Source organism: Rhizobium mesoamericanum STM3625, from assembly GCF_000312665.1.
Taxonomy (GTDB): domain Bacteria; phylum Pseudomonadota; class Alphaproteobacteria; order Rhizobiales; family Rhizobiaceae; genus Rhizobium; species Rhizobium mesoamericanum.
The window spans coordinates 1,424,660-1,449,542 of record NZ_HF536773.1; the positions used below are offsets into that span (position 1 = coordinate 1,424,660).

Sequence of the window (24,883 nt, forward strand, 5' to 3'; positions counted from 1 at the left end):
CGACTGCATGCCTGGCCCAAAGGCCCGCTTTTTCCTTTCCCCGGACAAGTGCCTGACCGCCTCGTACCCCAGCGAGTAGGCGGGACGCCACTCAAGAGACCAACGAGGATGCCATCAACGGATCTTCCCTTACGGCCTCGACAAGGAAATCAAGGGTTGCCCTGACACGTAACGGCATGTTCCTGCGCGATGGATAGACGACGTTGATCGGTAGGCGCGCGGGGGGGAAATCAGGCATCACGTTTACCAGCCTGCCAGCCTCGATATCGGGGGCGACGAGAATATGTGAGAGCACAGCAAGACCGCTCCCCATCAATACCGCCCGATGAACTGCCACGGCATTATTGGCGATCAGACGCGGTGCGATGCGCACGGCAACCTCGTCCGATCCATCTGAAAATGACCATGAGCGCCCGTCTCCGGCACGGCTATAACAGACGCATTCATGAGCGCTGATGTCCTGCGGCGTTTTGGGCATACTCCGCTCTTCCAGGTAACGGGGCGCCGCGACGAGAAACGCGGTCGTCCAGCCAATCCGTCGACACATCAGGCTACAGTCCGACACAGGGCCAAGCCGGACTTCAAGATCGATTCCCTCTCCGATCAGATCCGACGGCTCCTCGCGAAAAACCAGCTCGACCGACAGCCCGGGATTGCGCTCGAGCAGCCCTGCGAGACGGTCGCTCACATAAAGACCAAGCGGGGCGGGCAAACTAAGCCGCACCCGGCCGGACGCCATGGCTGACTCGAAGCAGGAGGCTTCGTTGAGAGCGTCCACCGCTTCAACCACCCGCATCGCCATCGTGATCATTTGTTCGCCTTCGACGGTCAGGGCAAGCGCGTTTGTGCTACGATGCAAAAGGCGCGTGTTGAGATGTCCTTCAAGTGCGGAAACCTGCCTGGATACCGCTGGCTGTGTGAGACCGAGGTCGATTGCCGCTGCAGAAAACGAGCCTGTCTCTGCCACGCGCAGAAAGGCTCTCAGCGCAGATACGATGTCCATCTGTCCCCCCATACATTTCGACATAAGCCTTATGCGGCAGTTTAGGCCGGAAGAGCTTTACTGTCCAGATATTACGGATATCTTATGTCCATAAGGACAGTTGATATCCTTAATAGGAGAAGAAAGACATGACACAGCGGCTCAACTACGCACAGCACTCACCTGAGTTCTTTAAGAGGCTCTCAGACCTGAGCATGGGGCTGAAGGACAGCGTAATCGAACAGCAAATCCGTGACCTCGTGAACATCCGGGCTTCACAGATCAACGGTTGCGCCTTCTGCCTCGACATGCATGTCAAGGAGGCCAAGATCCACGGCGAGAGCGAACTGCGCCTCTATCATGTTGCGATCTGGCGTGAATCGAACCTCTTCATTCCACGCGAACGGGCGGCACTTGCCTGGACGGAAGCAGTCACGAACCTTCCCGAAGGCGGGATCCCTGATGAACTCTACGAACGCGTCCGCGGCCAGCTCTCAGAGAAGGAAGTTTCCGACCTGACCTTTTCGATCATGGTGATCAACGCCTGGAACCGCGCGAGCATCGCCTTCAAGGCCGTCCCCGGTTCCGCAGATAAGGCCTATGGCCTCGATAGGGCCGGCCTCAACTAAGCCTGCGACCTCAGAACCATAAGCACAGCGGCCGATGGCCGCCCTGAAGGGAGAAGTCCAATGAAAATCGTCATCATCGGCGGAACCGGCCTTATCGGCTCGAAAACAGTCGAGCGCCTGCGCAACAAGGGCCATGAGGTGGTTGCCGCCTCTCCAAATACCGGCGTCAACACGATCACCGGAGAGGGGCTGGCCGAAGCGCTCGTCGGCGCAGAGGTTGTGGTCGACCTCGCCAATTCGCCCTCTTTCGAGGACAAGGCAGTGCTTGAATTCTTCGAGACCTCTGGCCGCAATCTGTTTGCGGCAGAAAAGGCCGCCGGTGTCAAACACCATATCGCGCTTTCCGTCGTCGGGACCGAGCGGTTGCTGGAGGCCGGCTACTTCCGCGGCAAACTCGCCCAGGAAAAGCTGATCAAGGCCTCTAGCATTCCCTACACGATCGTGCATTCGACGCAGTTCATGGAGTTCTTGAGCGGCATTGCGCAATCCGGCACCGTCGGCGACATAGTTCATCTATCACCAGCCTATGTGCAGCCGATCGCTTCTGATGATGTCGCCGATGCGATGGCAGACGTGACACTTGCTGCCCCCATCAACGGAACGATCGAAATTGCTGGCCCAGAGCGCTTCCGGCTGAACGAACTTGTTGCCCGCTATCTCGAGGCAATGGGCGATGCCCGCAAGGTCGAAGCTGATCCAAACGCGCACTATTTCGGCGCTCGGCTGGAAGACGGCTCGCTCGTCTCCGACAACAACCCACGCCTGGGGCGGATTACCTTCGAGCAATGGTTCGCAACTTCCCCCCGGAAATGACAGAGCCTGCTGCATCATAACTCTTCAAATCAGCTCAACCCACGAAAGGAATCTCCAAATGATGAAGTCGATCTTTGTCGCAGTTGCCCTTACGGCGGCCTATTTCAACCCGGTCCTCGCCGATGAGGCCGGCGGCAAGGCTGCCAAGGTCACGCTCGTCTATGACCACGAGCTACCGAACGTCCCAGGCAAGAGCATCAAGGGCGTCCTCGTCGAATATGGCCCAGGCGGTCTTTCCGAGGGCCACACCCATCCAGATTCCGCCTTCATCTATGCAACGGTTCTGGAAGGCTCTATCCGCAGCCAGGTGAATGGCGGGCCAGAGAAAATCTACAAGGCCGGGGAAAGTTTTTCGGAGATGCCCGGCGACCGCCACAGTGTCAGCGCAAACGGCAGCAAGACAAAGCCTGCAAAGCTGCTTGCGGTCTTCGTGGTTAACACCGACCAGAAGGACCTGACCTATCCCTTGAAGAAGTAAGTCAGGGGCGGGCCGGGTGTTGATCAGGCACGCGGCCCGCTGCACCGGGCCTCCGGTTTCGTGCGGATCCATATTGTTCTGGAGCGCAGGCCGCTGGGATGGGCGGTTGCTGCAGGACCCTATCATTGCTGTCGTCTACCTCGGCCTGGCATTGTCCATCGGGCTTCGTCTTCAAAGCCCTATCGGCACCTGGTGGCAACCTCGGGCGCTGTCGCCATCATCTTCGGCCTTGCGCTGCAAAATACGCTCGGCGACGTCTTCTCGGGCATCACGTTTACGCAGGGGCGACCCTTTGTGATCGGTGATTGGATCATGCTCAGCGACCGTACAGAGGGACGTGTGACCGCGAACAACTGGCACTCCACGTTTCTGCTCACGTTTCGGACGCGCTGAAGTGATCGATCTCGTCCACAGTCATTGCCGGGAAAGCGATTTTTCCTCGCGCCGCCGCTCCAGAGCGCTCTTTATTCATTGCCTGAGGCAAGCGATGTCAAACTGCGTTCATCCGGCGCGGTCCAGGACCCAGTCGAAGCTGCTCCTCCAAAGTTCCGCCGGGATGTCCTTAGACAGCGTCTCTATCAGATCGGAAAGTCTGACGCTGTCCAGTTTCTGGCGCCAAGCGTCGTCGGCTTCCCACATGATGCGCGCCACAGCACATGGGCCGCTTTCACAGTAGCCAAGCGGCCGACAGGGATTGTTGGCCCTGATATTGTTGCAGACAAAGGTCCGCGCGTTGCCTTCAACCGCCTCTATGATATTAAGAAACGTCAGCTCTGACGGCGCCTTTGCCAAGCGATAGCCCCCCGACGGGCCGAGAGTGGTATCGACGAGACCCGCCTGTGAAAGGCTTTGCAACGCCTTTGAAAGATACTCCTTGGGAAGTCCATGGAACTCGGCAAGCGCCTTGGTGGAAAGATAACGGCCTGCGGGCAGACCGGCCAGTATGGCACAACAATGGAGCGCCCATTCGACTTGGCTTTTGAGGATCATCAATTCAGTCCGGGTCAATGCCGAATGGCATCTATTAAGGATAGAAAGTATCCCTATTTCCCGAGAATGTAAACGGACGGGTAAGGAAGCAATGAGCCTCAGGCAAGTCGCCGGCAATTCCACCGGTGACCAGCAGTAAAGCTTGGCACAGTTTCAGCAGAGATGCAAAACGGTACCAGCCTCATTAGATCATCTCTCGCAATCTACGACCCGTTTCCTGCAGCAGCTTAAATGCCGCATATCGCCGGTCATGTTTCTCGCGCAGAGCCACCGAGGGTCGATAGACCTTTGCAATGCGCGACATGACAGCCATCGCGCTGGAAAGATCGGGGTAGTAGCCGCCGGCAATAGCCCCGAGTATTGCAGCGCCAAGCAGCACCGGCTCAGGGCTTGTCACGCTCGCCACCTCCGTCGCCGTGGAGTCTGCAATCATTTGCAGGACGAGCGGACTGTTTGCCGCTCCACCACTGGCCATGATCAAGTCAATATCGATCGCCTTATCGGCCAATGCGTCAAGCAGTTGCCGCAGCCCGCAGCCGAGACCTGCAAGGCCCGCCACGTAAAGTGCGACAAGCGAATCCTCGCTTTCGTCGAGCGTCAATCCGGCAATCAGGGCACGCGCATCAGGGTCGGCAAACGGCGCCCGGTTGCCGAGAAATTCCGGCACCACGATAACACCGTCGGCGAGGCCGGCGACGCCGTCCCCCGCGCGAGCGGCTGCTCGCTCCAGATAGCCGACGAGCGACAGCCCCTCGGCCTTGGCACGCTCCTCGATTACGCCGGAGGCCGGGTGCATGCGCACCAGATAGTCGATTGCGGCACCTGCCGCAGACTGTCCGCCCTCGTTCAGCCAGAGACCCGGAACCATCGCTGAAAAATACGGGCCCCAGACCCCGTCGACGAAGGTCGGTTCTTCTGTTGTCGCCATCGAGCAAGCCGACGTACCAAAAATATAGGCCAGACGGCGGCCGATGTCGGCACGTCGCTCCGTTCCACCCTCAACCGCGCCCAATGTCCCAATGCCTCCGGCATGTGCATCGATGAGCGCGGCACCGACGGGCGTGCCGACCGGCAGGCCGAGGTCGGCGGCCGCCTGGACGGAAAGCCCGGTACCGAGTGCGGCTCCCGGCGCGACAATATCCGTCCCGATCCGACTGAAGTCATCGGCGGCCAGGTCCTCAAGGCCAATCGCGCGAAAATAGTCGGCGTCCCAGCGTCCCTCGTGGGCGAGGTAGGTCCATTTGCAGGTCACCGTGCAGACAGATCGCGCCAGGCTTCCCGTGGCACGCCATGTCAGATAGTCGGAAAGGTCGAAAAAGTGGGTCGCCGCCCGGTATTGCTCCGGGAGGTGCCTCTTCAGCCACAGGAGCTTCGGTGTTTCCATCTCGGGCGACATGCGGCCACCAACATAACGCAGCACCGCATGGCCGCCGGCGTTGATTTCGTCGGCTTCGGCGATCGCCCGGTGGTCCATCCAGACGATGATGTTTCTATTGGCATCGCCGGAACGGCTGACGCTGATCGGGACTCCATCCCTGCCGAGAGCAACCAGCGAACAAGTGGCGTCGAAGCCGATGCCGGCGATGGAGGCCGGGTCGATGCCCGCATCCGCGACGGCCTGACGAACCGTGCCGGACACCGCCCACCAGATATCCTCGCTGGACTGCTCGACCACGCCGCCAGCCCCGTGCCAGATGGCAATCGGCTGCTTTGCCGACGACAGCAGATCGCCGCTCTCGTTGAATACTCCCGTGCGCGCGCTGCCGGTGCCGACATCTATCCCCAGAAAGTGGCGTGCCATGTCTAGAGATCCGTGCTGTGAGGCAGAATGACGAGGTCGCGGATCGTCACGTTGCGCGGCCGCGTCAGCATGAACATGACAGCGTCAGCTACTTCGCTCGCTTCCATCAGGCCGCCTGCCGCAATGGTTTCTTCGAGCTTCGCTTTCGGCCAATCGCTGATCAGGGCAGTGACAACGGGGCCCGGCGCCACCGCGCCGACGCGGATGCCATGCTTCATCACCTGTCGCCGCACCGTGTGAACAAACGCCTGCACGGCAAACTTGGATGCAGTATAGATCGGCTCCCATACTACGGGGACCAAGCCTGCGATGGAGCTCGTCATGATGATGTCGCCGGTCTGCCGTTCAACCATATGCGGCAAGACAGCCTGTACTGAGCGGAAGGCGGCATTGACGTTCAAATTGAGCATGCGATCCCAGGCATCAGGATCCCCCTCCACTACGTCGCCGCCTATATAAGCGCCGGCATTGGCGTGGAAGATGTCGAGTTTGCCAGACTTTTCCAGAATCTGCGGCATCATCGTTGCGACGCTGTCCGGGCTTGTAAGATCGATGACCAGCGGAAATGCCTGTGGTCCAAGTTCTGAGCAGATCTGCCTCAGGGAATCCTCTGCCCGGTCGATCAGGGCGACCCTGACGCCCTCGTTGAGCAGCGCTTTCGCGCATTCAAGGCCGATCCCCGAGGCCGCGCCGGTGACCGCTGCGACCTTGCCCGAAAGTTCCTGTCTCATTAGCATTCCTTACCTTTTTATCTTGGGTCTAGGCGCGTCCGTGCGACACCCTCGAACGGCGTGCGAGCGAGTCGACGATGACGGCAATGGCAAGAACGGCGCCTGTAATCATGTAGCGAAGCGACGATGACAGATCGAGCAGCGTCAAGCCGTTAGCGATTGACTGGATGACGATGATGCCGAGCAGGGCCGAATAGGCACTGCCGCGACCGCCAAAGAGGCTGGTTCCGCCGATAACGGCGGCGGCGATGGCATTGAGGTTGACGTCGCCCGTCCCCGCCTGCTGGCTTGCCGATGCAAGACGAGCAGCAGATAGCACGCCACCCAGGGCAGCCAGCATCGAGCAGAGCATGAAGGCGCTCGTATAGATTAGGCGGACATTGATGCCGGCGCGACGCGCAGCCTCGCGATTGCCGCCGACCGCAGTCATTGAACGTCCCCACTTGGTGCGGGTCAGCGCGTAGCTCATGGCGACGACCAATCCCACGAACAGGCCGAACATCCATGGAATGCCGCGGTCCTGGTTAAGATAGAAGACGATAAGCTCCAGGACCACGGTGATGAGTATTGCGCGCAAGACGAGGCTGCCGAGCGACCGCGAGGACAGGCTCGCCTCACGTCGGCGAACGACGGTCCGGTACCCGGTCACGAACAACACGATCCCAGGGATGGCGGCGAGCACATAGGAAACCGCATCGGGCATGACGAGCAACTGTCCGAAGTTCACGACCGCCGAACCATAGGGCAGGTTGATCGAACCCGTCGCGCCGAGAAGGTAGAGTTGCATGCCAAGAACAGCGAGCAACCCGGCCAACGTCGAAACGAAGCTCGGCATGCCCAGGCGATTGAACAGCAACGCATACAGAGCGCCAATGACACCGCCCGCGACGAGAGCTGCAAGGATCGCCAGAGCAACCGGCCAGCCTTCGTTGACCCACAGCATACCAACGAGTGCCGAAGCGAAGCCACTTATCGAGCCGACGGAAAGGTCGATCTCGCCGACCATCAGAATGCAGACGATGCCGAGCGAAATGACGCCAACCGTTGATGCATCGAAGAGCAGGTTGACGAGATTGTTGGCCGAAAGGAAGATCGGATTGAGCGAGGCAAACACCGTCCAGATGAGAATTAGCCCGACGACAACAGGCAACGATCCGAGATCGCCCGATCGCACGCGATCGGCGAAAGCCCGGACGGCGCCGCTGACGCCGGTTTCATGCTTGACGCGAACGTCGCTTCTATCCAGCAACGGCGCGGAAGGCGCGTTCTGATTGGCGTTGCTGCTCATGGCGAATCTCCATCACTGATCTCCCGCGGCAGCTGGCGTCGGCTTGCCCTGCGGGAGACGGAATTGTCGGCAGCTCCGGTGATGGCGCTGACGAGTTCCTGGTTGGTTGCGTCGGGATAGAATATTCCATTGTTGCGGCCGAGGCGCAGGACCACGATGCGGTCCGCCACGGCCCGAACGTCTTCCATATTGTGACTGATCATGATGACGCCGAGGCCACGGTCGCGAACCCGCTCGATGAGGTTCAGGACCTCTGCCGTCTGTGCCACGCCAAGTGCGGCCGTCGGCTCATCGAGCATGATGAGCTTCGGCTCCAGGAGCAGCGATCTGGCGATCGCGACCGTCTGGCGCTGACCGCCCGAAAGCGAGGCAATGGGAATGCGAACGCTCGGGATGCGAGCGGAGAGTTCATTCAGTAGCTTCCAGGAACGCACCTCCATCGACACTTCGTCGAGCTGCAGCGGGTTGGTCTCCCGGCCCAGGAAGATGTTGGCGACAACATCGAGATTTTCGCAAAGGGCGAGATCCTGAAACACCGTCGCAATGCCTAGATCGAGCGCGGTACTGGGGTCGGAAAGCGTCACCGGCTTTCCCGCAAAGGTGATCGTGCCCGATGTCGGCTGGTGCACGCCGGCAAGAATTTTGACGAGCGTCGACTTTCCCGCGCCATTGTCGCCGACGAGAGCCACGACCTCACCCGCATGCACGTCGAGATCGATATCCGTCAGTGCCGACACCGCGCCAAAATTCTTGGAGACGCCACGCAGGCTGAGCACCAGCTCGCCGGTCGGGGGCGCGTCGTGTTGAGGGTTCGTCATCGGGGCAAGCCTTTCCGTATGAGTCTTAATACCTGCAATGAGCCCCCCGACTACGAGCGTCGGAGGGCCCTCGGGAGGAGCTCTTAGCTGCCGATGCCAAGCTTCTTGCAACCCTCCGCATAGCGGTCGCCGCAGAGCTGCTCAGGTGTCTGGATCGGCTTGCCGTTGACCGTCTTGTCGATGATCTCGGCCTTGAGGTTCTCGGCCGTCACGAGCGCCGGCGTGAATAACTGCGTCGGCGTGTCGAACAGCTTCGTATCGGCCTTCGGTGTTTCGCCAGCGAGCAACTGCATCGCGACGTTGGCGGCAGCGGCGGCAACGATCTCGCTCGGCTTGGAGATGGTGTTGTACTGGTCACCGGCGATGATCAGCTGCAAGCCGGCAATCGTCGCGTCGTTGCCAGTCACCGGCGGAACAGGATCAACGCCAGCCGCCTTGAAGGCAGCAACAGCTCCGCCGCCGGTACCGTCATTTGCGGCCACGACGCCGATGATCTTCTTGCCGAAGCGAGTGATCTGGCCGCTTGCCCACTGTTGAGCCTTCGGAGGCGCCCATTCCGGCGTGTCGTATTCGGCCAGAACTTGGTATCCGCCTTCCGCGATGCCGGCGTGGATGCCCTTCTTGATGAGGCCGGCGGCCGCATCAGTCGGCGAGCCGTTGATCTCGAGCAGACCACCGTCTTCCGGCTTGACGTTGTTCTTCTTCAAATGCTCGACGAGCGATACGGCAATCATGTTGCCGATCTCTTCGTTGTTGAAGGAGACGTAGTAGTCGGCTGCGGCGGACGGGATCGGGCGGTCATAGGCGATGACCTTGACGCCCTGGCTCTGTGCCATCTTCACCAGCGACGCAGCAGCGGTGGAATCGACCGGGTCGAGGACGATGGCCTTGGCACCCTGCGAAATTGCTGAGTTAAATTGCTGCTGCTGGCGCGATGCGTCGCCGTTGGCATTCTGGTAGATCACCTTGCAGCCTGCGCAGAGCTTGGCCATTTCGGCCTGGAAGCCCGGAAAATCATGCTCTTCGTAACGCGTCGAGCTTTGGTCGGGCATCAGGAAGGCGACGGTCGCATCCGTGACCTTGGCCGATTGTGCAAAGACGGATGTCCCGCTGAGAAGGCCCAACGAAAGAACAGCAGCGCCTGCGAGTTTCATCGAAAGTTGAGTCATTTTCGGTTTCTCCATTGAAGAGATCGATTGTTGCGGTTGCTGACTCAGACCTGTGGCTGGCCTGAGTTCAAAAGCGCACAGAGCCTCCGTCCGAAGCTGGCGGTCAGAGACCGCGATCGGCCGCACGTCTGAGCTGCACCTGTTCCAAATTTGAGGACAAGCATCCTCTTGCGGAGGCCGCCACGGTCTCCGTTCGCACTTGCCGTCAATGTGTCCTGTCTCCTCCCTGTCCTCCTTGAGTTAGGCGGCCTCCACCGCTTTTTCGTTTTGTGCCCTCAGTGCTCGGAACCTGGAGGGCGGCATCCCTTTCCGCGCTAGAAAGTGCCTGTTGAAATTCGATAGGTTGTTGAAGCCCGATGCGTAGCAGATATCGATCACCGCCATCTCCTCGCTGCTCATCAGCAACTGACAGGCGAGATTGATGCGCAGGCGGTTGACATACTGAACCACCGAGAAGCCGGTATGTTTCCGAAACGACCTGGAGAATGCGCTCGGCGTCTGACCGGCAATCGCCGCCAGATCAGTCTCGGAAAACGGTTCCGTCAGGCGCTCGCGGATGAAGGCGAGCGCCTTATTGGTGCCGATCGACATATAACCGGAGGGATCCGGCTGATAGTCGGACGTCGTCAGGGCGACATGCTCGTTGGCACCAGTCAAGAGCTCGACGAGCTGCATGAAAAGCGCGATGCGACGGGCACCCACAGCCTCCAGCATCTCTTGCATGATCGGCTTTGCAAGGGCAGCCGTCTCGACCGGAAAGAGCACGCCCCGACGGCTATCGGCAAGCACTGAGCGGAACCCCTTGAGCTCGGGAAGAATGGAAAGCAGGCCATCGATGAAGGCCTCGGAGAATTGCAGAACCAGGCATCGCTGCTCGATGCGCCTGTTGTCGACGACGTCGCTCACCCAGTTGTGGGGCAGGTTTGGGCCAGTCATGACAAAATTACCCGGCTGGAAGTCACCAATGAAGTCGCCGACGAAATAGCAGCCGGACGTTTCAGTGATGAGGTGGATCTCGTACTCGGGGTGAAAGTGCCACCGCACCGTATGATAGGGATAACCGTGCGACCACATCTTGAAGGACTCGCCGGATCGTATCTGGACGACTTCCAGATCGGGCTCTGATACATCCCGCATACGACTACCCCTCCCTAGGGTACACTCCGCTACTGGGCCATGAACGGAGGAACTCTCCCGGCTCCATCCCGCGACCATGGAAGAAGTTTAGCCGGATGCGACAGGGTGCTCCACCACATTTGACCCCACTGGCCGATACTTTTTTGTCATCCGATTCAACGTTACCTAGATGCCGCTTGGCATATTTCCAGGTGAATCGGCTCTTGCGGGTGAGGATCCCGGGCCTGTGATGGCAGGAACCGCGCAGGAATGGGAAACACGTTCCCGTCACGCTTTTTCCTTGGGCGAAGGGGGCCATTGTCACCGATCTATCGCCTCCCGCTGCTAGAGGGCTCGCGATCCCTTGACGCACAGGAACGTCAAACCGGCCCCGAACGTTAGGCTCGAGCCTGCTCCGGGGCTGGGGACGCGTTGATTGCCTCGCCCTCAAGCAGCCGCTCCACGATCATCCGGCCAATGGGGATGGCGGAGGTTGCCGCGGGCGAGGGTGCATTGCAGACATGCAGCATCCGTTCGGTCTGCTTGAAGAGAAAGTCATGGACCAGGCTTCCGTCGTCCATCACCGCCTGCGCGCGAATGCCAGCCCGTGGGCTCTGTAGGTCATCAATTGTCAAGGACGGGCAATATTTCTGGCACTCCGTGAGGTAGCGGCCGCGTGATGCGGAATTGGCGAATTCCGAGATTGCGGAACGCCAGTTCGCCCGCGCCATTTTCCAGAAGCCGGAAAAGGCAGCCATGCTGGCGACGTCCGCGATCGCGAAACTGCCCTTGGCATAACCTTCGCGCGCGAACCCAAGCACCGCATTGGGTCCAACGGTCATGCCGCCCTCAATCGTTCGTGTCAGATGGATTCCGAGAAACGGCAAGTCTGGGTCAGGGATCGGGTAGATCAGGCGCTGCGTGACGGTCGCCTTCGATGCCGGCAATGCATAGTACTCTCCTCGAAACGGGACGATCCGATGATTGATCTTCAGGCCGGCCATTCGTGCGATGCGGTCCGATTGGAGCCCGGCGCAGGCAATCAACCTCTTCGCTTCAACAGAACCGGATCCGCTTTCGATGCGAACGCTTTTTTCCTGCTCGTGAATTGCTCTGACTGCGACCCCGCGCCTGATTTCGCCACCTCCTGCCTCGATCTTTTGTGCCATGGCGCGGCAAACGATCGAGTAGTCGACAATCCCTGTGGAGCGGACAAGAAGAGCACCGAGACCGGCAATATAGGGCTCGTCGGCTCTAAGTTGCCCCTTCGTCAGCCTGGTATAGTCGATGCCGTTTTGCTGCGCCCTTTCCTCAAGCGCCTCCATACGTAGCGTCTCCGCATCATTGGTCGCAACCAACAGCTTTCCGCAGTTTTCAAACGGGATGCGATTTTCAGCACAGAAGAGCTTTGTCGCCTCGGCTCCGTCGCGACAAAGTTTTGCCTTCAGCGACCCCGGGGCATAGTAGATCCCAGCATGGATGACACCACTGTTGTGACCAGTCTGGTGCCACCCAAGTTCGGACTCTTTTTCCAAGACGATGATGCTGGCGCCAGGCGTTTTTTCCTGCAACGCCATGGCAACGGCCAAGCCGACGATGCCACCTCCAATGATGCAATGGTCGTACATGCTGTATCCAGTCCGAGTGGTTCGCTGCACGCTACCATTCACGCGGCTCGTCGTCTTGCGATCCTTATGGCGTAAGTCGCTACTTCAGGTCCGCGTTTCTATTTCTGGCGCGCCGACAGCACGTTGCGGATCGAAAAACTTGAATTTATCCGCAGTACGCCCGGCAGGACGGAGAGGATCTCCTTGTGGATCCTTTCGAAAGCACCGGCACTTTCGACATCGATACGCAGGAGATAGTCCGATCCGCCTGTCATCAGGAAACATTCGCGAATTTCGGGATATTTGCGGACAGCTGCTTCAAAGCGGTTGAGATACTCTTCCGTCTGACGCTCCAGCGTGATCTGGATGATCACGGCGATTGCTTCCTCACCAAGCACATCGATAAGCGCCGTATAACCCTTGATAATTCCTGCTTTTTCCATCAGCGCAATTCGGCGCAAGCAGGCCGACGCGGACAGGCCGACCTCCTTACCGAGATCGACGTTGGATATACGGGAGTTCAGGCGCAACTGCCGGATGATTTTCCGGTCGAGGGCATCGATCTCATACATTGTCGCCTCATCTATTGGCGCCGCAGGTCGCCGCGTTCCTCAGCACCGATTGCATCGGCCATCCATCGCATAGGATGTTCCCCTCGAATAGAAGAGAATCGCTTCGTCTGGCAACGGCAAGAGAAACCTGAGACCATGGCCTCCCGTTCGCCTTGCAATTGCCCGGTCCAGGAAAGTTCGAACGTGCGCCTGCTAAGGGCGTGGTGGCGTTCCTGATGACCGAACAGGCCGGCCATACCGCAGCATCCGGTTGCAGCAATTTCGACCGGGGCGCCAAGTGCGGCAAAGACCTTTTTCCACGCGGTCGCTCCAGGCCCGCCGCTTTCGCTGCAATGAAGAAAGAGTTTGCGCGGCAGCCGTGCCGTGGCAAGCTTTGGCAGAGCGCGCCCGCTGGCAATTTCCGCGCTCAGGAATTCCTGGACCAACAACACGTGCTGCCCCGTCAGGCCCGCCTTTACGAATTCCTGGCGGATCATCATGACGAAGGCCGGATCGACCCCGACCATCGGCCGACCGGATGAAGCCACCGTGTCGATCGCCGATCTAAGCTTACGGGCCTGCTTGATAAAGCGCGCTCTGTCGCCGAGCACGTGAGCGGCTTTTCCACCCGGCTGCATGGTGACGAAGACGGGGCGATAGCCGAAGCCACGAAGGCCATCTGCAAGTGCCAGGGCGGCCTTGATGTCGAAAAGGGCGGTAAACGGATCTTGCCAGATGAAGATCGTATCCACATGCCATTGACGTTGGGCGATCACGTTGGCCGAAAACGTCTGATATCCGCCTATGCCCACATCATGAAAGGCGAGGCGCGGAAGATCGCTTAGCCCCGAGAGTTTCTCCACCATGGCGTTGAATATCCCTGAAAAAACAGCTGCAGGCTTCCTGCATCGGACCAAAACCGGTGAATACTCCTCCAGCAACAGGGCCGCTTTGTCGGCGAACTCACGCCGACGCTTCCGATAAAGCCGGTCGAGGAAGTGCGATCTCATCTCCGGTATGTCGACCTGTACCGGACAGCTCGTGGCGCAGGCCTTGCAGCCAAGGCATCCGTCGAGTGCTGACAAGACATCGTTCTCAAGCTCTTCGGTGGCACCACCCTGCCGATGCGCCTGGTGCCAATGCCTTAGAGCGTCGGCGCGACCCTTCGGAGAGTGGCGAAGGTCTCGCGTCGCCTTGAACGAGGGGCACATGACACTGCTGCGTTGATAGCTCAAGCACTGAGCATTACCATTGCACTTGAAAGCAAGGCTGAGTGGATCATTCTCCTCCGTATTGACACTGCGAAACGGGGTTGTCTCGATCCCCATTAGAGACCCGGGCTCACCGACTAGCTTTCCCGGATTGAAACGATGCTTCGGATCAAACGCACGTTTGATCCGGCGAAACGCATCATAAGCGACCGCGCCTGCGAACTCCGCAAGATAGGCGCCACGCACACCCTTGCCGTGCTCTCCCCAGAAAATGCCGCCATGCCGGCGCGTCAGTTCGAAGACGCCATCCGAGATAGCTTTCATGATCACCCGGTCCTCGTCGCGGTCGATATCGAGCGCAGGACGGATATGCAGACAGCCGACGTCGACGTGGCCGTACATGCCGTAGTTCAAGCCGTTGCTGTTCAGCAGCGCCGTGAAGTCCTTTACAAAGGCTGCAAGGTTCTCGACGGGCACAACGCAGTCTTCGACGAAGGCAATCGGTCGGCGAGTGCCGCTGACCTTGCCAAGCAGACCAACACTTGCCGCCCTGACCTGCCAGAGGGCTGCCATTTCGATATCGTCAACGGCGACATGGCTCGCAATCGCGCCGGCAAGCATCGTCGCGCTCTTTCGTAGCGTTTCGACCCGCGCCATCAGATCTGCCTCGTCGTCTCCCACGAACTCGATGAAATTGTAGGCGATCGGCTGACCATCGTAAGCCCGCAGGCTGGCCGGCAACGCTTGCAGTATTCCGGCCTTGTCCGCCAGACCCTGCACCCATTCGTCCATGACTTCGATTGCCAGCGGATCATGCGCGAGAAGCGCACTGCCGGCGTCGAGCGCCGCAGCGAACGTCTCGAAGCCGATGACAATCAATCGCTTGAATTTCGTCTTACGCAGCAGGCGCAGGCGCACCCGTGTGACGAGCCCGAGCGTGCCCTCCGCACCAATCGGAAGACGCCACCATTCGAGATCGCCTTCAGGTGGCTTTGCCCGCTCAAGGTCATATCCCGTAAACCGGCGCGAAAGCGTCGGGACCTGGTTAAGCAGGGCATCGCGACCCGACTCACATGCCGCCTCGATTTCCGAAAGTATTGCCTTGGCCCAATCGGGCGTCGGTGCGGCACTGTCCAGTGTTCGCCCCCCATCAAGGACGATTTCCATTCCAAGCACGTTGTCGCTGGTCTTGCCATAGCGCCTCGATCCTTTTCCAGATGCATCCGTGCTCACCATGCCCCCGATCGTGCAGCGGCTTGCCGTCGAGGTCGTCGGAGCGAAGAACAGGCCGCTTGCTGCCAGTTGTGCGTTCAACTCGTCGAGAACGATGCCCGGTTCAACATCCACCCATTGCTCGTCGATGTTCACATTGAGCAAACGGTTCATGTATTTTTGGAAATCGACGATGATGCCGGTGTTCAGGCTCTGGCCATTCGTCCCGGTGCCGCCGCCGCGGGCTGTCACGGGAATACCAGACAGATCCTCGATCTCGAGGACGCGCATCAGCCGTCGAACGTCCTCGCTGTCGCGCGGAGCAACGACGACGTCCGGCATCATGGTATAAATGCTGTTGTCAGTGGACATGGCTGCAAGCAGCGCAGCATCGGCTGTGATGTCGCCCTCAAATCCTGCATCCTTAAGCAAGGAGGGAAGCCGTTGAAGAGCAATATCATAGGATGTTTTATTGACAGTCTGGTGCAGCATTGCCGGAGATCCGCGTGAAATCGACAGAACCGGCATTGAACCACAAATGGGAACTTCGTATAATTAGAAATAAATGAAGATCTTTTCGGAAAATACGAACATCGGTTTGCGCCATCTTCGCGCCGCTCTCACAGTCATGGAAGAAGGTTCTTTCAGCCGGGCAGCGCAGCGGCTTGGTGTGGTTCCATCGGCGCTGACCGAGACGATCCGGTTGCTGGAGGCGGAGTGCGGAACGGCAATCTTCGATCGCAAGACGCGTCCTGTGAGAGCAACAGATGCCGGCGAAGCGTTCCTTGAGGGCGCGCAGGATCTTCTCGATCGTTTCGAGCTTTCACTGACGAACCTCAGACAGGTCGGCGGCCTCAAGCGTGGCCGTGTCGCAATTGGTGCTGCCCCATCAGCCGTCTTGACCCCTCTATCGGGTGCAATCACGAGATTCCGCGCTGACCATCCGGGAATTGACATTATCATCCATGATGACGTGGCCGAGCGCTTGGCCGACATGGTGATGAATAGGACGCTTGATTTCGCATTGGCTGGGCCGGGCTTTGAATCCGCAGAATTGGAGGGAAGAAAGATCAGCGAGGACCCTTTTGGTCTCGTCTGCCATAGAGATCATCCCCTTGCACGGTCGCCACGTCCAATTGTCTTGGCCGATATCAACCCGGACGATGTGATCGCGCTCGACAGACAGGCGGGTATTGCAAGAATGCTTGCCAATTGCGCCGAATTGCCGCTGGACCTGACTGTGGGCCGTATTAAAACATTCAGCACCATTGCGCAGTTGACGTTGATCAGCCGCAACGCCGGCGTGGCGCTGCTGCCGCAGCACGCCGCGAAGGTCATCCAGAGCGATGACATCGTCTTTCGCGCGATTGCCGATTTCCGGCTCGTCCGTTCGCTCTATCTGTTGACGCGCAGCCGCTCCAGTCCGTCGCCAGCGGCGCAACGCTTCATAAGCTACCTCCTATAGTCGTTGCCGCACGAAACGTTCAATGGTTTGAAGAAAGTTGCAAAAACGCCGACGCAATTGCGTGTTTGCATGAAGGATTGACCAAAAAATTCAATCACTCGCCGATATCCTTGCCACCGCGTATACATTTGGGCCAGCACATCGGTGGTATTTGGCCGACATCAAAAATGGAGATGATGGCTGAGGACACCGATATCATCACCTTCAAAAATCCTCGCCCGTTTGGGCAATAGTTAACCTGATCTGACTTTTTCTGGGGTTCATAATGAAGATCACCGTGCTTGGGGCCGGCGTCATTGGCGTTACCACTGCCTACTATCTGGCAAAATCGGGACACGAGGTAACGGTGTTGGAGCGCCAGAGCGGACCGGCGCTGGAAACCAGCTACGCCAATGCCGGCGAAATCTCGCCCGGTTATGCATCCCCCTGGGCAGCGCCTGGAATTCCTCAGAAGGCCGTGAAATGGCTTTTCATGAAGCATGCGCCGCTGATCATACGTCCAACATTCGACCCGGCCACTTGGTCCTGGGTGACGTCGATGCTGCGCAACTGCACTTCCGCGCGCTACGCGACCAACAAGAGCCGTATGGTCCGTCTTGCCGAATATAGTCGCGATTGCCTGATTGAACTGCGTGGCGAAACCGGCATCCACTACGACGAACGGTCCCAGGGGACCCTGCAGCTCTTTCGCACGCAAAAGCAGCTCGACTCGATCACCAAGGACATTGAAGTTCTCGCCAAAGACGGTGTGCCGTTTCAGGTGCTCGATCCGGCAGGATGTGTCACGGCCGAACCGGGACTGGCCCCGGTCAAGCATAAGATTGTCGGCGGCTTACGTCTGCCCAACGACGAAACGGGCGACTGCTTCAAGTTTACAAATGAGCTCGCAAAACGTGCGGAGGCGTCAGGCGTGCGCTTCATCTACGGCACCGAAGTCCACAAGCTGCGCATCGACAACAATCGGATCAGCGCGGTCGAAACCTCGCGCGGAGCGTTTGAAGGCGATATCGTCGTGGCTGCCTTTGGCAGCTTCACGCCAACCCTCTTACAGCCACTCCGACTGAGGGTACCGATCTACCCTGTGAAGGGATACTCGATCACCGTCCCCATCGTCGACGAGAGCCGCGCGCCCGTCTCGACGATCATGGACGAAACCTTCAAGATTGCAATCACACGTCTTGGCGATCGTATCCGTGTCGGCGGCATGGCCGAAATCGCACGATTCAACAAGGACTTGCCGATCAATCGTAAAGCAACACTTGTTCACTCGGTCGAAGATTTGTTCGGCGGAGCCGGGGATCAGAGCCGGGCGGAATTCTGGTGTGGATTGAGGCCGATGACTCCTGACGGCACGCCCATCATCGGCAAGACCGTCTACGACAATCTCTACCTCAACTCCGGTCACGGCACGCTCGGCTGGACGATGGCCTGCGGCTCCGGCCGCGTGCTGACCGATCTCATCAACAAGGCCAAACCGCAGATATCGACAGAGGGCCTCGACCTTAGCCGCTACGCCTGACACATAGCCGCGGAATTCGTACGGGATCTTGATAAAATACCGGCACGCACAGCGACGCCGGTATTTTTCTAAGCTAGCAGTTCAGCGAGCTGCCCAGTTCGCACCGCGGCGGAAAATCGTCTTCATCTCAGGCACCGAAAACTCCTTGGCCTGATGGCCAAGGGAAGAATAAAAGACGCGTCCCTTGCCGTATTTGCGCTTCCAGACGACGGGCATCACCACGCCGTCGATCCAGTAGGCGTGGTCGCCGGTGAACCTCGTTGTCGCCAGCACCTCGTTCGACGGATCGACATGCATGTAGTACTGCTCGGAGGTGTAAGGGAAGTCGCCAATGCCCTCCACGATGGGATCGCCGGGCCGGGTGATGTTAACCGTGTAGTCGATGATGTTGCCGGGGTGGGCGACCCACTGGCCGCCGATGATGAACTGATATTCGACGCAGTCGCGAAAGCTGTCGCCGGCACCGCCGTGGTAGCCGGCAATTCCGACACCACCCTCGATCGCCGCCGCAAGGTTCTTGATCTCTTCCTTTTCGATCTTTGACATTGTCACGATCGGCACAACGAGACTGAGATCCTGGACCGACGGGTCCGCAAAGGCCTCCGTCGTGTGCTCGACGTAGACCTTGAACCCGTCCTCCTCCAGCATGTCCTTGATGATTAAGGCACATTCCTGCGGCTCATGGCCGCTCCATCCGCCCCAGACGATCAGTGCTTCACGCATCTCTTTCTCCTGATGTTACTTTGCCAAGCGTCCGTCGACGAGCGACTGGGACAGCGGCATCGGCCGCTCGGTATGAGTTGTAATGGCAACGGTATGTCCGTTCTTAGAGGCCGTATGGAAGGCTTCCATTACCTCAAGGACATGCAGAGCCAGGTCGCCGCTTGCACGATGCGGCCGGTTCGAGCGGATGGCATGGGCCAGATCCGCAACACCGATCGAGCGGTAGTTTCCGTCGCCGTAAGGCGCCGTCAGTTGCTGCGGCTCGAATGCGCCGCCCTTCTTCAGCAGTTCCACATCGCCGCCGAAATGGTTCGGATCAGGGACAATTAGCGTGCCTTCGGTTCCGTAAATCTCGAGTGGCACGTGCTTGTGGCCGGCGACATCAAAGCTCATGCCGATCTGCACGACTGCGCCATTGGCGAAGGCCATAAGACCCGCCACATGTGTGGGTACATGCACCGGAATATGCTCGCCGTTTCGCGGTTCGCTCGTGATAACACGCTCCTTGCGCGGCGTTACGGCAAACCCGGCCACCTGTGCGACTGGTCCGAAGAGGTTGACAAGATCGGTGATGTAGTATGGCCCCATGTCGAGCATCGGTCCGCCCCCGACTTCGTAATAGAAGGCAGGATTGGGATGCCAGCGCTCGTGCCCCGGGCACATGAAGGTCGCCGTGCCTCCGACTGGCTGGCCGATGACACCCTGATCGATAATGGCCCGCGCGGTCTGGTGGCCGCCACCGAGAAAGGTGTCGGGGGCAGCACCGATGCGCAAGCCCTTGGCTTTGGCAGCCTCCGCAAGCAGTTTGCCTTCCGCGAAGTTGATGCCAAGCGGCTTTTCCGAATAGGTGTGCTTGCCAGCATCAAGCGCCTTGAGCCCAACCGCCACGTGTGCCTTGGGTATCGTCAGGTTGACGATGATTTCGACCGCCGGGTCGGCAAACAGCTCATCGATCTTTTTCGCCGGCACGTTGAATTCGGTAGCCTTTGCCACAGCCATGTCGTGGTTGAGGTCGGCCACGCCGCGAACATCAAGGATCGGAAAAGACGCCATCGCTTTCAGATAGGCACCGGAGATGTTGCCGCACCCAATGATGCCTATACCGACTCGTTCCATGATTTCCTCCCGTTGGATGTCGTGATTGTTTGCCGGTCAGAACGCCGGACCGGTGGTGTTCCACGGCGACTCGTAAAGTTCGTAAAGCGCTACCGCGGCTGCCCCTTGCGCCCAGAAGTCGTCGGTCGAATCATCGAAGACAAGTTCGGCAACACCCTTCAGAGAGGGGGGAACTGCGAGCGCATAGGCGTTTCGCAGGCTGTCGAGAAACGGCTCTCCGAGTGCGAGACTGGAGCCGACAAGGATAACGCGCGGCGGCGCAAACAAGGTGACGATGTTGGCAATCGCCACACCGACCGCTTCTCCAGCGCGGATTGCAGCACTGATCAAGGTGTTGTCTTCGGCTTTGATCAGTGCCTGGGCGTGAGCCATTCCTCGTCCAAGCCGGATGGCCTCGGCAAACCGGCCGCTGGCCGGCTGCTCACCCAGAATTTCGCTCTCTCCGGCCTGGCTGGACAGTCGCACGATGCCGCGCGCTCCCATCCCGAGCACGAGATCGCCGAGATTATGGCTGAGGCCACCGGCGCCGCGGAACAATTGATTGTCGTGGAGCACGCCGAGACCCAGCGTCTGTTCCAGAGAAATCAGAACCATATCCTCCAGATCTCGTGCCTTGCCAAACCAGTGATGGGCAAGCGTGATGGCATGCGCATCGCTTTCCACGATGGTTGGCGTGTTGAGACGCGCGGTCATCTCGCTGGCAAAGTCGACATTCGTGTCACGAAAGATCGGGCTGCTGCGGATATGGCCGGTGCGGTGCTCGATCACGCCCGGAAGGCCGAGGCAGACCGTGTCGACCTCCTCGAGCGATAGGCCGGCATCGACGACACAGCGGCGCACGCCGTCTTCGACGAGATCGGCAATCACGCCGATTGGCTGGCGATCGATGCGAATGGGAAGGGTGAGTTTCGACAGCATATCACCACGAAAATCGGTCACGACGAAAACGAGGCGGTTGGCCGCAATCTTGGCGCCAACCACTCTTGCCGCATCCGGATTGAGTTCGAGCATCACACGCGGTCGGCCGCGGGCCGCCTCGTTGCGAATATCCCCCTCGTGACGCGGCAGGATGAGGCCGTCGTCGAGGAGCGAAGCGGTGATCGCTGAAACCGTCGTTGTTGACAATTGCGTGCGTTCGCTAATCTCGACACGTGATATCGGCCCGTGACGACGGATCGTATCCAGCACGTTCAAGCGGTTGATCGCGCGCATCAATTCGGGATCTGCGGTCTTCATGTGGTCTTGCCGGCTCTTCAAAATCCCGCGAGGGCGAGGGTCTTACCTTTTCAACGGTATGCGAATTAAATAGCGCGTCGATGACCCCACCTGTCAAGGCGAATCTGCCAATTTCCGTGAGGGGAGTTGACATTCGCCAAAACCTCCCGATGATTTATTCCGCATAGGGGAAAAATTGCAGAGGACGATTTTCGCCCTTCCTGGAGGAGAAATCATGTTTGACCATATGAAGGCAAAGGCCTTGCTTCGCAGCCGTTTCACTGCACGTTCGGCGGCCACCGGACTAGCGCTCCTGATTGCAGCGGGAAGTGCTGCGGCAGACACGACCGTCAAGTGGCTGCACCTTGAAATCGACCCGAACTATCTGGCGGCCTGGAAGAAAATTGCCGACAAGTACGAGGCCACGCATCCAGGCGTAAAGATCCAAATGCAGTTTCTGGAAAACGAAGCCTTCAAGGCGAAACTTCCAACACTGCTGCAATCGAATGATGCCCCGGATCTGTTTTTTAGTTGGGGCGGTGGCGTCCTGAAGCAGCAGCTTGCGACCGGCACGCTGATGGACTTGACCGAAGCCATGAAGGCCAAGGACGGCGCCTGGCAGAAGAGCTATAATCCGGCCTCGATCAATGGCCTGACCTTCGACGGCAAGATCGCCGCAGTTCCCTACAAGATGGGCACGGTTTCCTTCTTCTACAACAAGCAGATGTTTGCGAAGGCCGGCGTGGATGCCGCGTCCATCAAATCATGGGACGACTATCTCGCCGCCGTGAGAAAACTTAAAGCTGCCGGCATCGTGCCGATTGCAGGCGGTGGCGGCGAAAAATGGCCGATCCATTTCTACTGGAGCTATCTCGTCATGCGCGATGGCGGCCAGAAGGTCTTCGATGCAGCCAAGAACGGGCAGGGCGAAGGCTTCAACGATCCGGCGATCATCAAGGCCGGAGAACAACTCGCCGAGCTCGGCAAGCTGGAGCCTTTCCAGCCGGGCTTCCTCGGCGCGACCTGGCCGCAGGCGCTTGGCGTCTTCGGTGATGGCAAGGCAGCGATGATTCTCGGTTTCGAGAACACAGCTGCGAACCAACGCACGAATTCCGGCGATGGGAAGGGACTTGACCCAGACAATATCGGTCGCTTCGCGTTTCCTGCCGTCTCCGGCGGGGCGGGCGCCGTGACCGACACGCTCGGAGGCCTGAACGGCTGGGCAGTGACGAAAAAGGCGCCCCCCGAAACGCTTGATTTCCTCGCCTATCTGACAAACGCCGAAAACGAGCGCGAGATGGCCAAGGCCGGCATGCTCATTCCGGTTGCAATCGGCGCAGAAGACGGCGTGACCAATCCGTTGATGCATCAGGCAGCCGAACAACTCGCGCACTCGACGTGGCACCAGAACTTCTTCGATCAGGATCTTGGGCCGTCTGTTGGCCGAGTGGTCAACGATGTCTCCGTTGCTATCGTATCGGGGCAAATGAGCCCAACCGACGGCACCCAACAGATTCAGGAAGCCTTCGAGCAGGATCAGCTCTGATCAAGACGATCGCGGCGCGGAGACGCATCCGCGCCGCCCTCAATCTGAATAACGGGGATCGGCCTTAATGACCACCATCAGCGCGACAAGCATCGTCCGCCCGCGTCCGACTGTCAGACCGTCGGTGCGAAGCAAGGCTCCTAGCCTGGCGCGGCGGCTGCCGGTCCTGCTTCTGTTTCTGCCCCCAGCACTGTTGCTGTTTGCGATCTTCGTTATCCTGCCGATGGGGGAGGCCGCCTGGTACAGCCTTTACAAGTGGGATGGTTACGGTCTTCCGACGCAGTTTGTCGGAATGCGGAATTTCGAAGTGCTGTTCAAGAACAGCGCCTTCCTGACAGCACTGAAGAACAATGCCCTGATCATCGTTATTTCGATTTTGATCCAGATACCACTCGCCATCTGGCTGGCGATGATGCTGGCGCACCGGATCGCCGGTGTCGTCCTTTTTCGCCTGATCTTCTTCCTGCCTTACGTGCTGGCGGAGGTCGCAGCTGGCCTCATCTGGCGCTTCGTCTACGATGGCGACTATGGCTTGTTTGCCTCGGCTGCCCACCTTTTCGGCGTCGCGACCCCTTATGTTCTGGCAGACAAGGACCTTGCGATCTATGCGGTGTTGGCGGTTGTCGTCTGGAAATATTTCGGCTTCCACATGATGCTGTTCATCGCCGGGCTGCAGTCTCTCGACAAGAGCGTGCTGGAGGCTGCCGAAATCGACGGCGCGAGTGGCTGGCAGAAATTCCGTTACATCACTCTGCCGCTTCTCGGCTCGACCGTCCGCCTGTCCATCTTCTTTGCCGTCGTTGGCTCGCTGCAGCTCTTCGATTTGATTATGCCGCTGACCGGTGGTGGGCCGTTCAATGCGACGCAGACCATGGTCACCTTCCTGTTCAACTTCGGCGTTACGCGCATGCAGGTCGGCCTCGGCAGCGCCGTTGGCGTCGTGCTGTTCCTCATCTGCGTGACGCTCGCCTTCGGCTACAAACGGATATTCATGCGCAATGACTGATATGGCCTCAACAGCCCGGATTGCGACCGGCACGAAGATCTACCTCTACGTCTCGCTGACGATCATCGCCGCAATCGTGCTGGTGCCACTGCTGACGACAGCGCTTGGCGGCTTCAAGGATCTCGGTGACCTGCGCACCAACCCCTTTGGACTGCCTGCTGCATGGCATCTGGAGAACTACACCGACATTCTCTTCGGAGATCGCTACTGGCGCCAGATGATGAATTCGCTTGTCATCGCGACGCTCACCGTCTGCCTGACGGTTTCGGTTTCAGCCATGGCCGCTTTCACCTTCGCGCATGTAAAGTTCTTCGGCGCCGGCTTCCTGCTCAACTATTTCCTGATCGGCCTGATGTTTCCGGCAGCGACCGCCATCCTGCCTTTGTTCATCCGGATCCGGGACCTCGGCTTGCTGAATTCATACTGGGGGGTCGTCCTGCCGCAGGTCTCCTTTGGCCTTGGCATGAGCATTCTTTTGTTTCGGAACTATTTTCGCAACCTTCCGGAAGAATTGTTCCAGGCGGCAATTGTTGACGGCTGCGGCTACATCCGCTTCTTTTGGCACATCTCGCTGCCGCTCTCGCGGCCGATCATTGCAACTGTCAGCATAATCTCCTTCGTCGGCAGCTGGAACAGCTATATTCTACCGCTTATCATGCTGAACTCGGAGACGATGTACCCGTGGCCGCTCGGCATCATGGTCTATCGCGGCGAGTTTGGAACCGCCTGGCAGCTCGTGCTCGCCTTCATCACGCTGACGATCATGCCGACCATTATCGTCTTCTTCTTGGCGCAGAAGCATATCATCGCGGGCCTGACGGCCGGGGCAGTCAAGTCCTGACGCAACGGGCCGAGGATGCAGCTCAGCGTCATCCAAAGGCGAGGCGGCCCTCAGTG

The 24,883-nt window shown here is 59.0% G+C and carries 23 protein-coding genes; 9 read left to right on the top strand and 14 right to left on the bottom strand.

Features of this window, described 5'->3' with window-relative positions:
• Nucleotides 1–91: 91 nt before the first annotated feature.
• Entirely contained in the window at nucleotides 92–1,003 is a 912-nt protein-coding gene (locus BN77_RS26875) for a LysR family transcriptional regulator (RefSeq protein ID WP_007538136.1), read from the bottom strand.
• 128 nt (nucleotides 1,004–1,131) lie between these two features.
• Between BN77_RS26875 and BN77_RS26880 the strand changes: the two genes are divergently transcribed.
• From BN77_RS26880 to BN77_RS35125, 4 genes are all read left to right on the top strand, one after another.
• The gene (locus tag BN77_RS26880) at nucleotides 1,132–1,611 is read left to right on the top strand and encodes a carboxymuconolactone decarboxylase family protein (protein WP_007538138.1); all 480 of its coding nucleotides are present in this window, start codon (nucleotides 1,132–1,134) and stop codon (nucleotides 1,609–1,611) included.
• A 60-nt stretch (nucleotides 1,612–1,671) separates the two neighbouring features.
• Nucleotides 1,672–2,424, top strand: a complete 753-nt coding sequence (locus tag BN77_RS26885; RefSeq protein WP_007538141.1) for an SDR family oxidoreductase — start codon at nucleotides 1,672–1,674, stop codon at nucleotides 2,422–2,424.
• Between the two features lie 58 nt (nucleotides 2,425–2,482).
• Nucleotides 2,483–2,902, top strand: coding sequence for a cupin domain-containing protein (locus tag BN77_RS26890; RefSeq protein WP_007538142.1), 420 nt, complete (start codon nucleotides 2,483–2,485; stop codon nucleotides 2,900–2,902).
• Between the two features lie 192 nt (nucleotides 2,903–3,094).
• On the top strand, nucleotides 3,095–3,295 hold the full coding sequence (locus BN77_RS35125) for a mechanosensitive ion channel family protein (RefSeq protein ID WP_007538144.1): 201 nt from the start codon (nucleotides 3,095–3,097) through the stop codon (nucleotides 3,293–3,295).
• A 108-nt stretch (nucleotides 3,296–3,403) separates the two neighbouring features.
• On the opposite strand, the gene BN77_RS26900 is transcribed toward BN77_RS35125, so the two are convergent.
• The 10 genes from BN77_RS26900 to BN77_RS26945 form a co-directional block, all read right to left on the bottom strand.
• Entirely contained in the window at nucleotides 3,404–3,892 is a 489-nt protein-coding gene (locus BN77_RS26900; protein ID WP_007538146.1) for an RrF2 family transcriptional regulator, read from the bottom strand.
• A 184-nt stretch (nucleotides 3,893–4,076) separates the two neighbouring features.
• Nucleotides 4,077–5,693, bottom strand: coding sequence for an FGGY-family carbohydrate kinase (locus tag BN77_RS26905; protein ID WP_007538148.1), 1,617 nt, complete (start codon nucleotides 5,691–5,693; stop codon nucleotides 4,077–4,079).
• A 2-nt stretch (nucleotides 5,694–5,695) separates the two neighbouring features.
• Nucleotides 5,696–6,424 carry an SDR family oxidoreductase gene (locus tag BN77_RS26910; RefSeq protein WP_007538149.1) on the bottom strand — a complete coding sequence of 243 codons (729 nt, stop codon included), beginning with the start codon at nucleotides 6,422–6,424 and terminating at the stop codon, nucleotides 5,696–5,698.
• A 28-nt stretch (nucleotides 6,425–6,452) separates the two neighbouring features.
• Nucleotides 6,453–7,712: a sugar ABC transporter permease gene (locus BN77_RS26915; protein WP_007538151.1), complete on the bottom strand. Its 1,260-nt coding sequence runs from the start codon at nucleotides 7,710–7,712 to the stop codon at nucleotides 6,453–6,455.
• Nucleotides 7,709–8,530, bottom strand: a complete 822-nt coding sequence (locus BN77_RS26920; protein WP_007538154.1) for an ATP-binding cassette domain-containing protein — start codon at nucleotides 8,528–8,530, stop codon at nucleotides 7,709–7,711. The genes BN77_RS26915 and BN77_RS26920 overlap by 4 nt, the downstream gene beginning before the upstream one ends.
• A gap of 83 nt (nucleotides 8,531–8,613) precedes the next feature.
• A complete protein-coding gene (locus BN77_RS26925) occupies nucleotides 8,614–9,699 on the bottom strand; it encodes an ABC transporter substrate-binding protein (protein WP_007538156.1) in 1,086 nt (361 codons plus the stop codon).
• Nucleotides 9,700–9,939: 240 nt separating this feature from the next.
• A complete protein-coding gene (locus BN77_RS26930) occupies nucleotides 9,940–10,836 on the bottom strand; it encodes a helix-turn-helix domain-containing protein (RefSeq protein WP_007538159.1) in 897 nt (298 codons plus the stop codon).
• A 377-nt stretch (nucleotides 10,837–11,213) separates the two neighbouring features.
• Nucleotides 11,214–12,443, bottom strand: coding sequence for an L-2-hydroxyglutarate oxidase (lhgO, locus tag BN77_RS26935; RefSeq protein WP_007538160.1), 1,230 nt, complete (start codon nucleotides 12,441–12,443; stop codon nucleotides 11,214–11,216).
• A 98-nt stretch (nucleotides 12,444–12,541) separates the two neighbouring features.
• Nucleotides 12,542–12,994 carry an Lrp/AsnC family transcriptional regulator gene (locus BN77_RS26940; protein WP_007538163.1) on the bottom strand — a complete coding sequence of 151 codons (453 nt, stop codon included), beginning with the start codon at nucleotides 12,992–12,994 and terminating at the stop codon, nucleotides 12,542–12,544.
• Between the two features lie 11 nt (nucleotides 12,995–13,005).
• Nucleotides 13,006–15,888 (bottom strand): FAD-binding and (Fe-S)-binding domain-containing protein, encoded by a 2,883-nt coding sequence (locus BN77_RS26945; protein WP_007538165.1) that lies wholly within the window; start codon nucleotides 15,886–15,888, stop codon nucleotides 13,006–13,008.
• 73 nt (nucleotides 15,889–15,961) lie between these two features.
• Here BN77_RS26945 and BN77_RS26950 point away from each other — a divergent pair, with 73 nt between their 5' ends.
• Entirely contained in the window at nucleotides 15,962–16,861 is a 900-nt protein-coding gene (locus BN77_RS26950) for a LysR family transcriptional regulator (RefSeq protein ID WP_007538167.1), read from the top strand.
• A gap of 265 nt (nucleotides 16,862–17,126) precedes the next feature.
• Nucleotides 17,127–18,380, top strand: a complete 1,254-nt coding sequence (locus BN77_RS26955) for a D-amino acid dehydrogenase (RefSeq protein WP_007538169.1) — start codon at nucleotides 17,127–17,129, stop codon at nucleotides 18,378–18,380.
• 81 nt (nucleotides 18,381–18,461) lie between these two features.
• Here BN77_RS26955 and BN77_RS26960 read toward each other — a convergent pair whose 3' ends face one another.
• Genes BN77_RS26960 through BN77_RS26970 form a run of 3 tightly spaced genes read right to left on the bottom strand, consistent with a single transcriptional unit; the run spans nucleotide 18,462 to nucleotide 21,455 of the window.
• On the bottom strand, nucleotides 18,462–19,103 hold the full coding sequence (locus BN77_RS26960; RefSeq protein ID WP_007538171.1) for a ThuA domain-containing protein: 642 nt from the start codon (nucleotides 19,101–19,103) through the stop codon (nucleotides 18,462–18,464).
• 15 nt (nucleotides 19,104–19,118) lie between these two features.
• Nucleotides 19,119–20,219 carry a Gfo/Idh/MocA family protein gene (locus BN77_RS26965; protein ID WP_007538173.1) on the bottom strand — a complete coding sequence of 367 codons (1,101 nt, stop codon included), beginning with the start codon at nucleotides 20,217–20,219 and terminating at the stop codon, nucleotides 19,119–19,121.
• A 36-nt stretch (nucleotides 20,220–20,255) separates the two neighbouring features.
• Entirely contained in the window at nucleotides 20,256–21,455 is a 1,200-nt protein-coding gene (locus BN77_RS26970) for an ROK family transcriptional regulator (RefSeq protein WP_007538176.1), read from the bottom strand.
• Between the two features lie 214 nt (nucleotides 21,456–21,669).
• Here BN77_RS26970 and BN77_RS26975 point away from each other — a divergent pair, with 214 nt between their 5' ends.
• The 3 genes from BN77_RS26975 to BN77_RS26985 all read left to right on the top strand — a co-directional run bounded on the left by BN77_RS26975 (nucleotide 21,670) and on the right by BN77_RS26985 (nucleotide 24,827).
• A complete protein-coding gene (locus BN77_RS26975) occupies nucleotides 21,670–22,980 on the top strand; it encodes an ABC transporter substrate-binding protein (protein WP_007538178.1) in 1,311 nt (436 codons plus the stop codon).
• 67 nt (nucleotides 22,981–23,047) lie between these two features.
• Nucleotides 23,048–23,986, top strand: a complete 939-nt coding sequence (locus BN77_RS26980; protein WP_007538180.1) for a carbohydrate ABC transporter permease — start codon at nucleotides 23,048–23,050, stop codon at nucleotides 23,984–23,986.
• Nucleotides 23,979–24,827 (top strand): carbohydrate ABC transporter permease, encoded by an 849-nt coding sequence (locus BN77_RS26985; protein ID WP_040678516.1) that lies wholly within the window; start codon nucleotides 23,979–23,981, stop codon nucleotides 24,825–24,827. Before BN77_RS26980 ends, BN77_RS26985 begins: the two co-directional genes overlap by 8 nt.
• Nucleotides 24,828–24,883: the final 56 nt, after the last annotated feature.

Coding starts and splice junctions, on each gene's coding strand:
- BN77_RS26875 (WP_007538136.1), bottom strand. CDS start 1,003: ATGGACATCGTATCTGCGCTGAGAGCCTTTCTGCGCGTGGCAGAGACA.
- BN77_RS26880 (WP_007538138.1), top strand. CDS start 1,132: ATGACACAGCGGCTCAACTACGCACAGCACTCACCTGAGTTCTTTAAG.
- BN77_RS26885 (WP_007538141.1), top strand. CDS start 1,672: ATGAAAATCGTCATCATCGGCGGAACCGGCCTTATCGGCTCGAAAACA.
- BN77_RS26890 (WP_007538142.1), top strand. CDS start 2,483: ATGATGAAGTCGATCTTTGTCGCAGTTGCCCTTACGGCGGCCTATTTC.
- BN77_RS26900 (WP_007538146.1), bottom strand. CDS start 3,892: ATGATCCTCAAAAGCCAAGTCGAATGGGCGCTCCATTGTTGTGCCATA.
- BN77_RS26905 (WP_007538148.1), bottom strand. CDS start 5,693: ATGGCACGCCACTTTCTGGGGATAGATGTCGGCACCGGCAGCGCGCGC.
- BN77_RS26910 (WP_007538149.1), bottom strand. CDS start 6,424: ATGAGACAGGAACTTTCGGGCAAGGTCGCAGCGGTCACCGGCGCGGCC.
- BN77_RS26915 (WP_007538151.1), bottom strand. CDS start 7,712: ATGAGCAGCAACGCCAATCAGAACGCGCCTTCCGCGCCGTTGCTGGAT.
- BN77_RS26920 (WP_007538154.1), bottom strand. CDS start 8,530: ATGACGAACCCTCAACACGACGCGCCCCCGACCGGCGAGCTGGTGCTC.
- BN77_RS26925 (WP_007538156.1), bottom strand. CDS start 9,699: ATGACTCAACTTTCGATGAAACTCGCAGGCGCTGCTGTTCTTTCGTTG.
- BN77_RS26930 (WP_007538159.1), bottom strand. CDS start 10,836: ATGCGGGATGTATCAGAGCCCGATCTGGAAGTCGTCCAGATACGATCC.
- lhgO (WP_007538160.1), bottom strand. CDS start 12,443: ATGTACGACCATTGCATCATTGGAGGTGGCATCGTCGGCTTGGCCGTT.
- BN77_RS26940 (WP_007538163.1), bottom strand. CDS start 12,994: ATGTATGAGATCGATGCCCTCGACCGGAAAATCATCCGGCAGTTGCGC.
- BN77_RS26945 (WP_007538165.1), bottom strand. CDS start 15,888: ATGCTGCACCAGACTGTCAATAAAACATCCTATGATATTGCTCTTCAA.
- BN77_RS26950 (WP_007538167.1), top strand. CDS start 15,962: ATGAAGATCTTTTCGGAAAATACGAACATCGGTTTGCGCCATCTTCGC.
- BN77_RS26955 (WP_007538169.1), top strand. CDS start 17,127: ATGAAGATCACCGTGCTTGGGGCCGGCGTCATTGGCGTTACCACTGCC.
- BN77_RS26960 (WP_007538171.1), bottom strand. CDS start 19,103: ATGCGTGAAGCACTGATCGTCTGGGGCGGATGGAGCGGCCATGAGCCG.
- BN77_RS26965 (WP_007538173.1), bottom strand. CDS start 20,219: ATGGAACGAGTCGGTATAGGCATCATTGGGTGCGGCAACATCTCCGGT.
- BN77_RS26970 (WP_007538176.1), bottom strand. CDS start 21,455: ATGAAGACCGCAGATCCCGAATTGATGCGCGCGATCAACCGCTTGAAC.
- BN77_RS26975 (WP_007538178.1), top strand. CDS start 21,670: ATGTTTGACCATATGAAGGCAAAGGCCTTGCTTCGCAGCCGTTTCACT.
- BN77_RS26980 (WP_007538180.1), top strand. CDS start 23,048: ATGACCACCATCAGCGCGACAAGCATCGTCCGCCCGCGTCCGACTGTC.
- BN77_RS26985 (WP_040678516.1), top strand. CDS start 23,979: ATGACTGATATGGCCTCAACAGCCCGGATTGCGACCGGCACGAAGATC.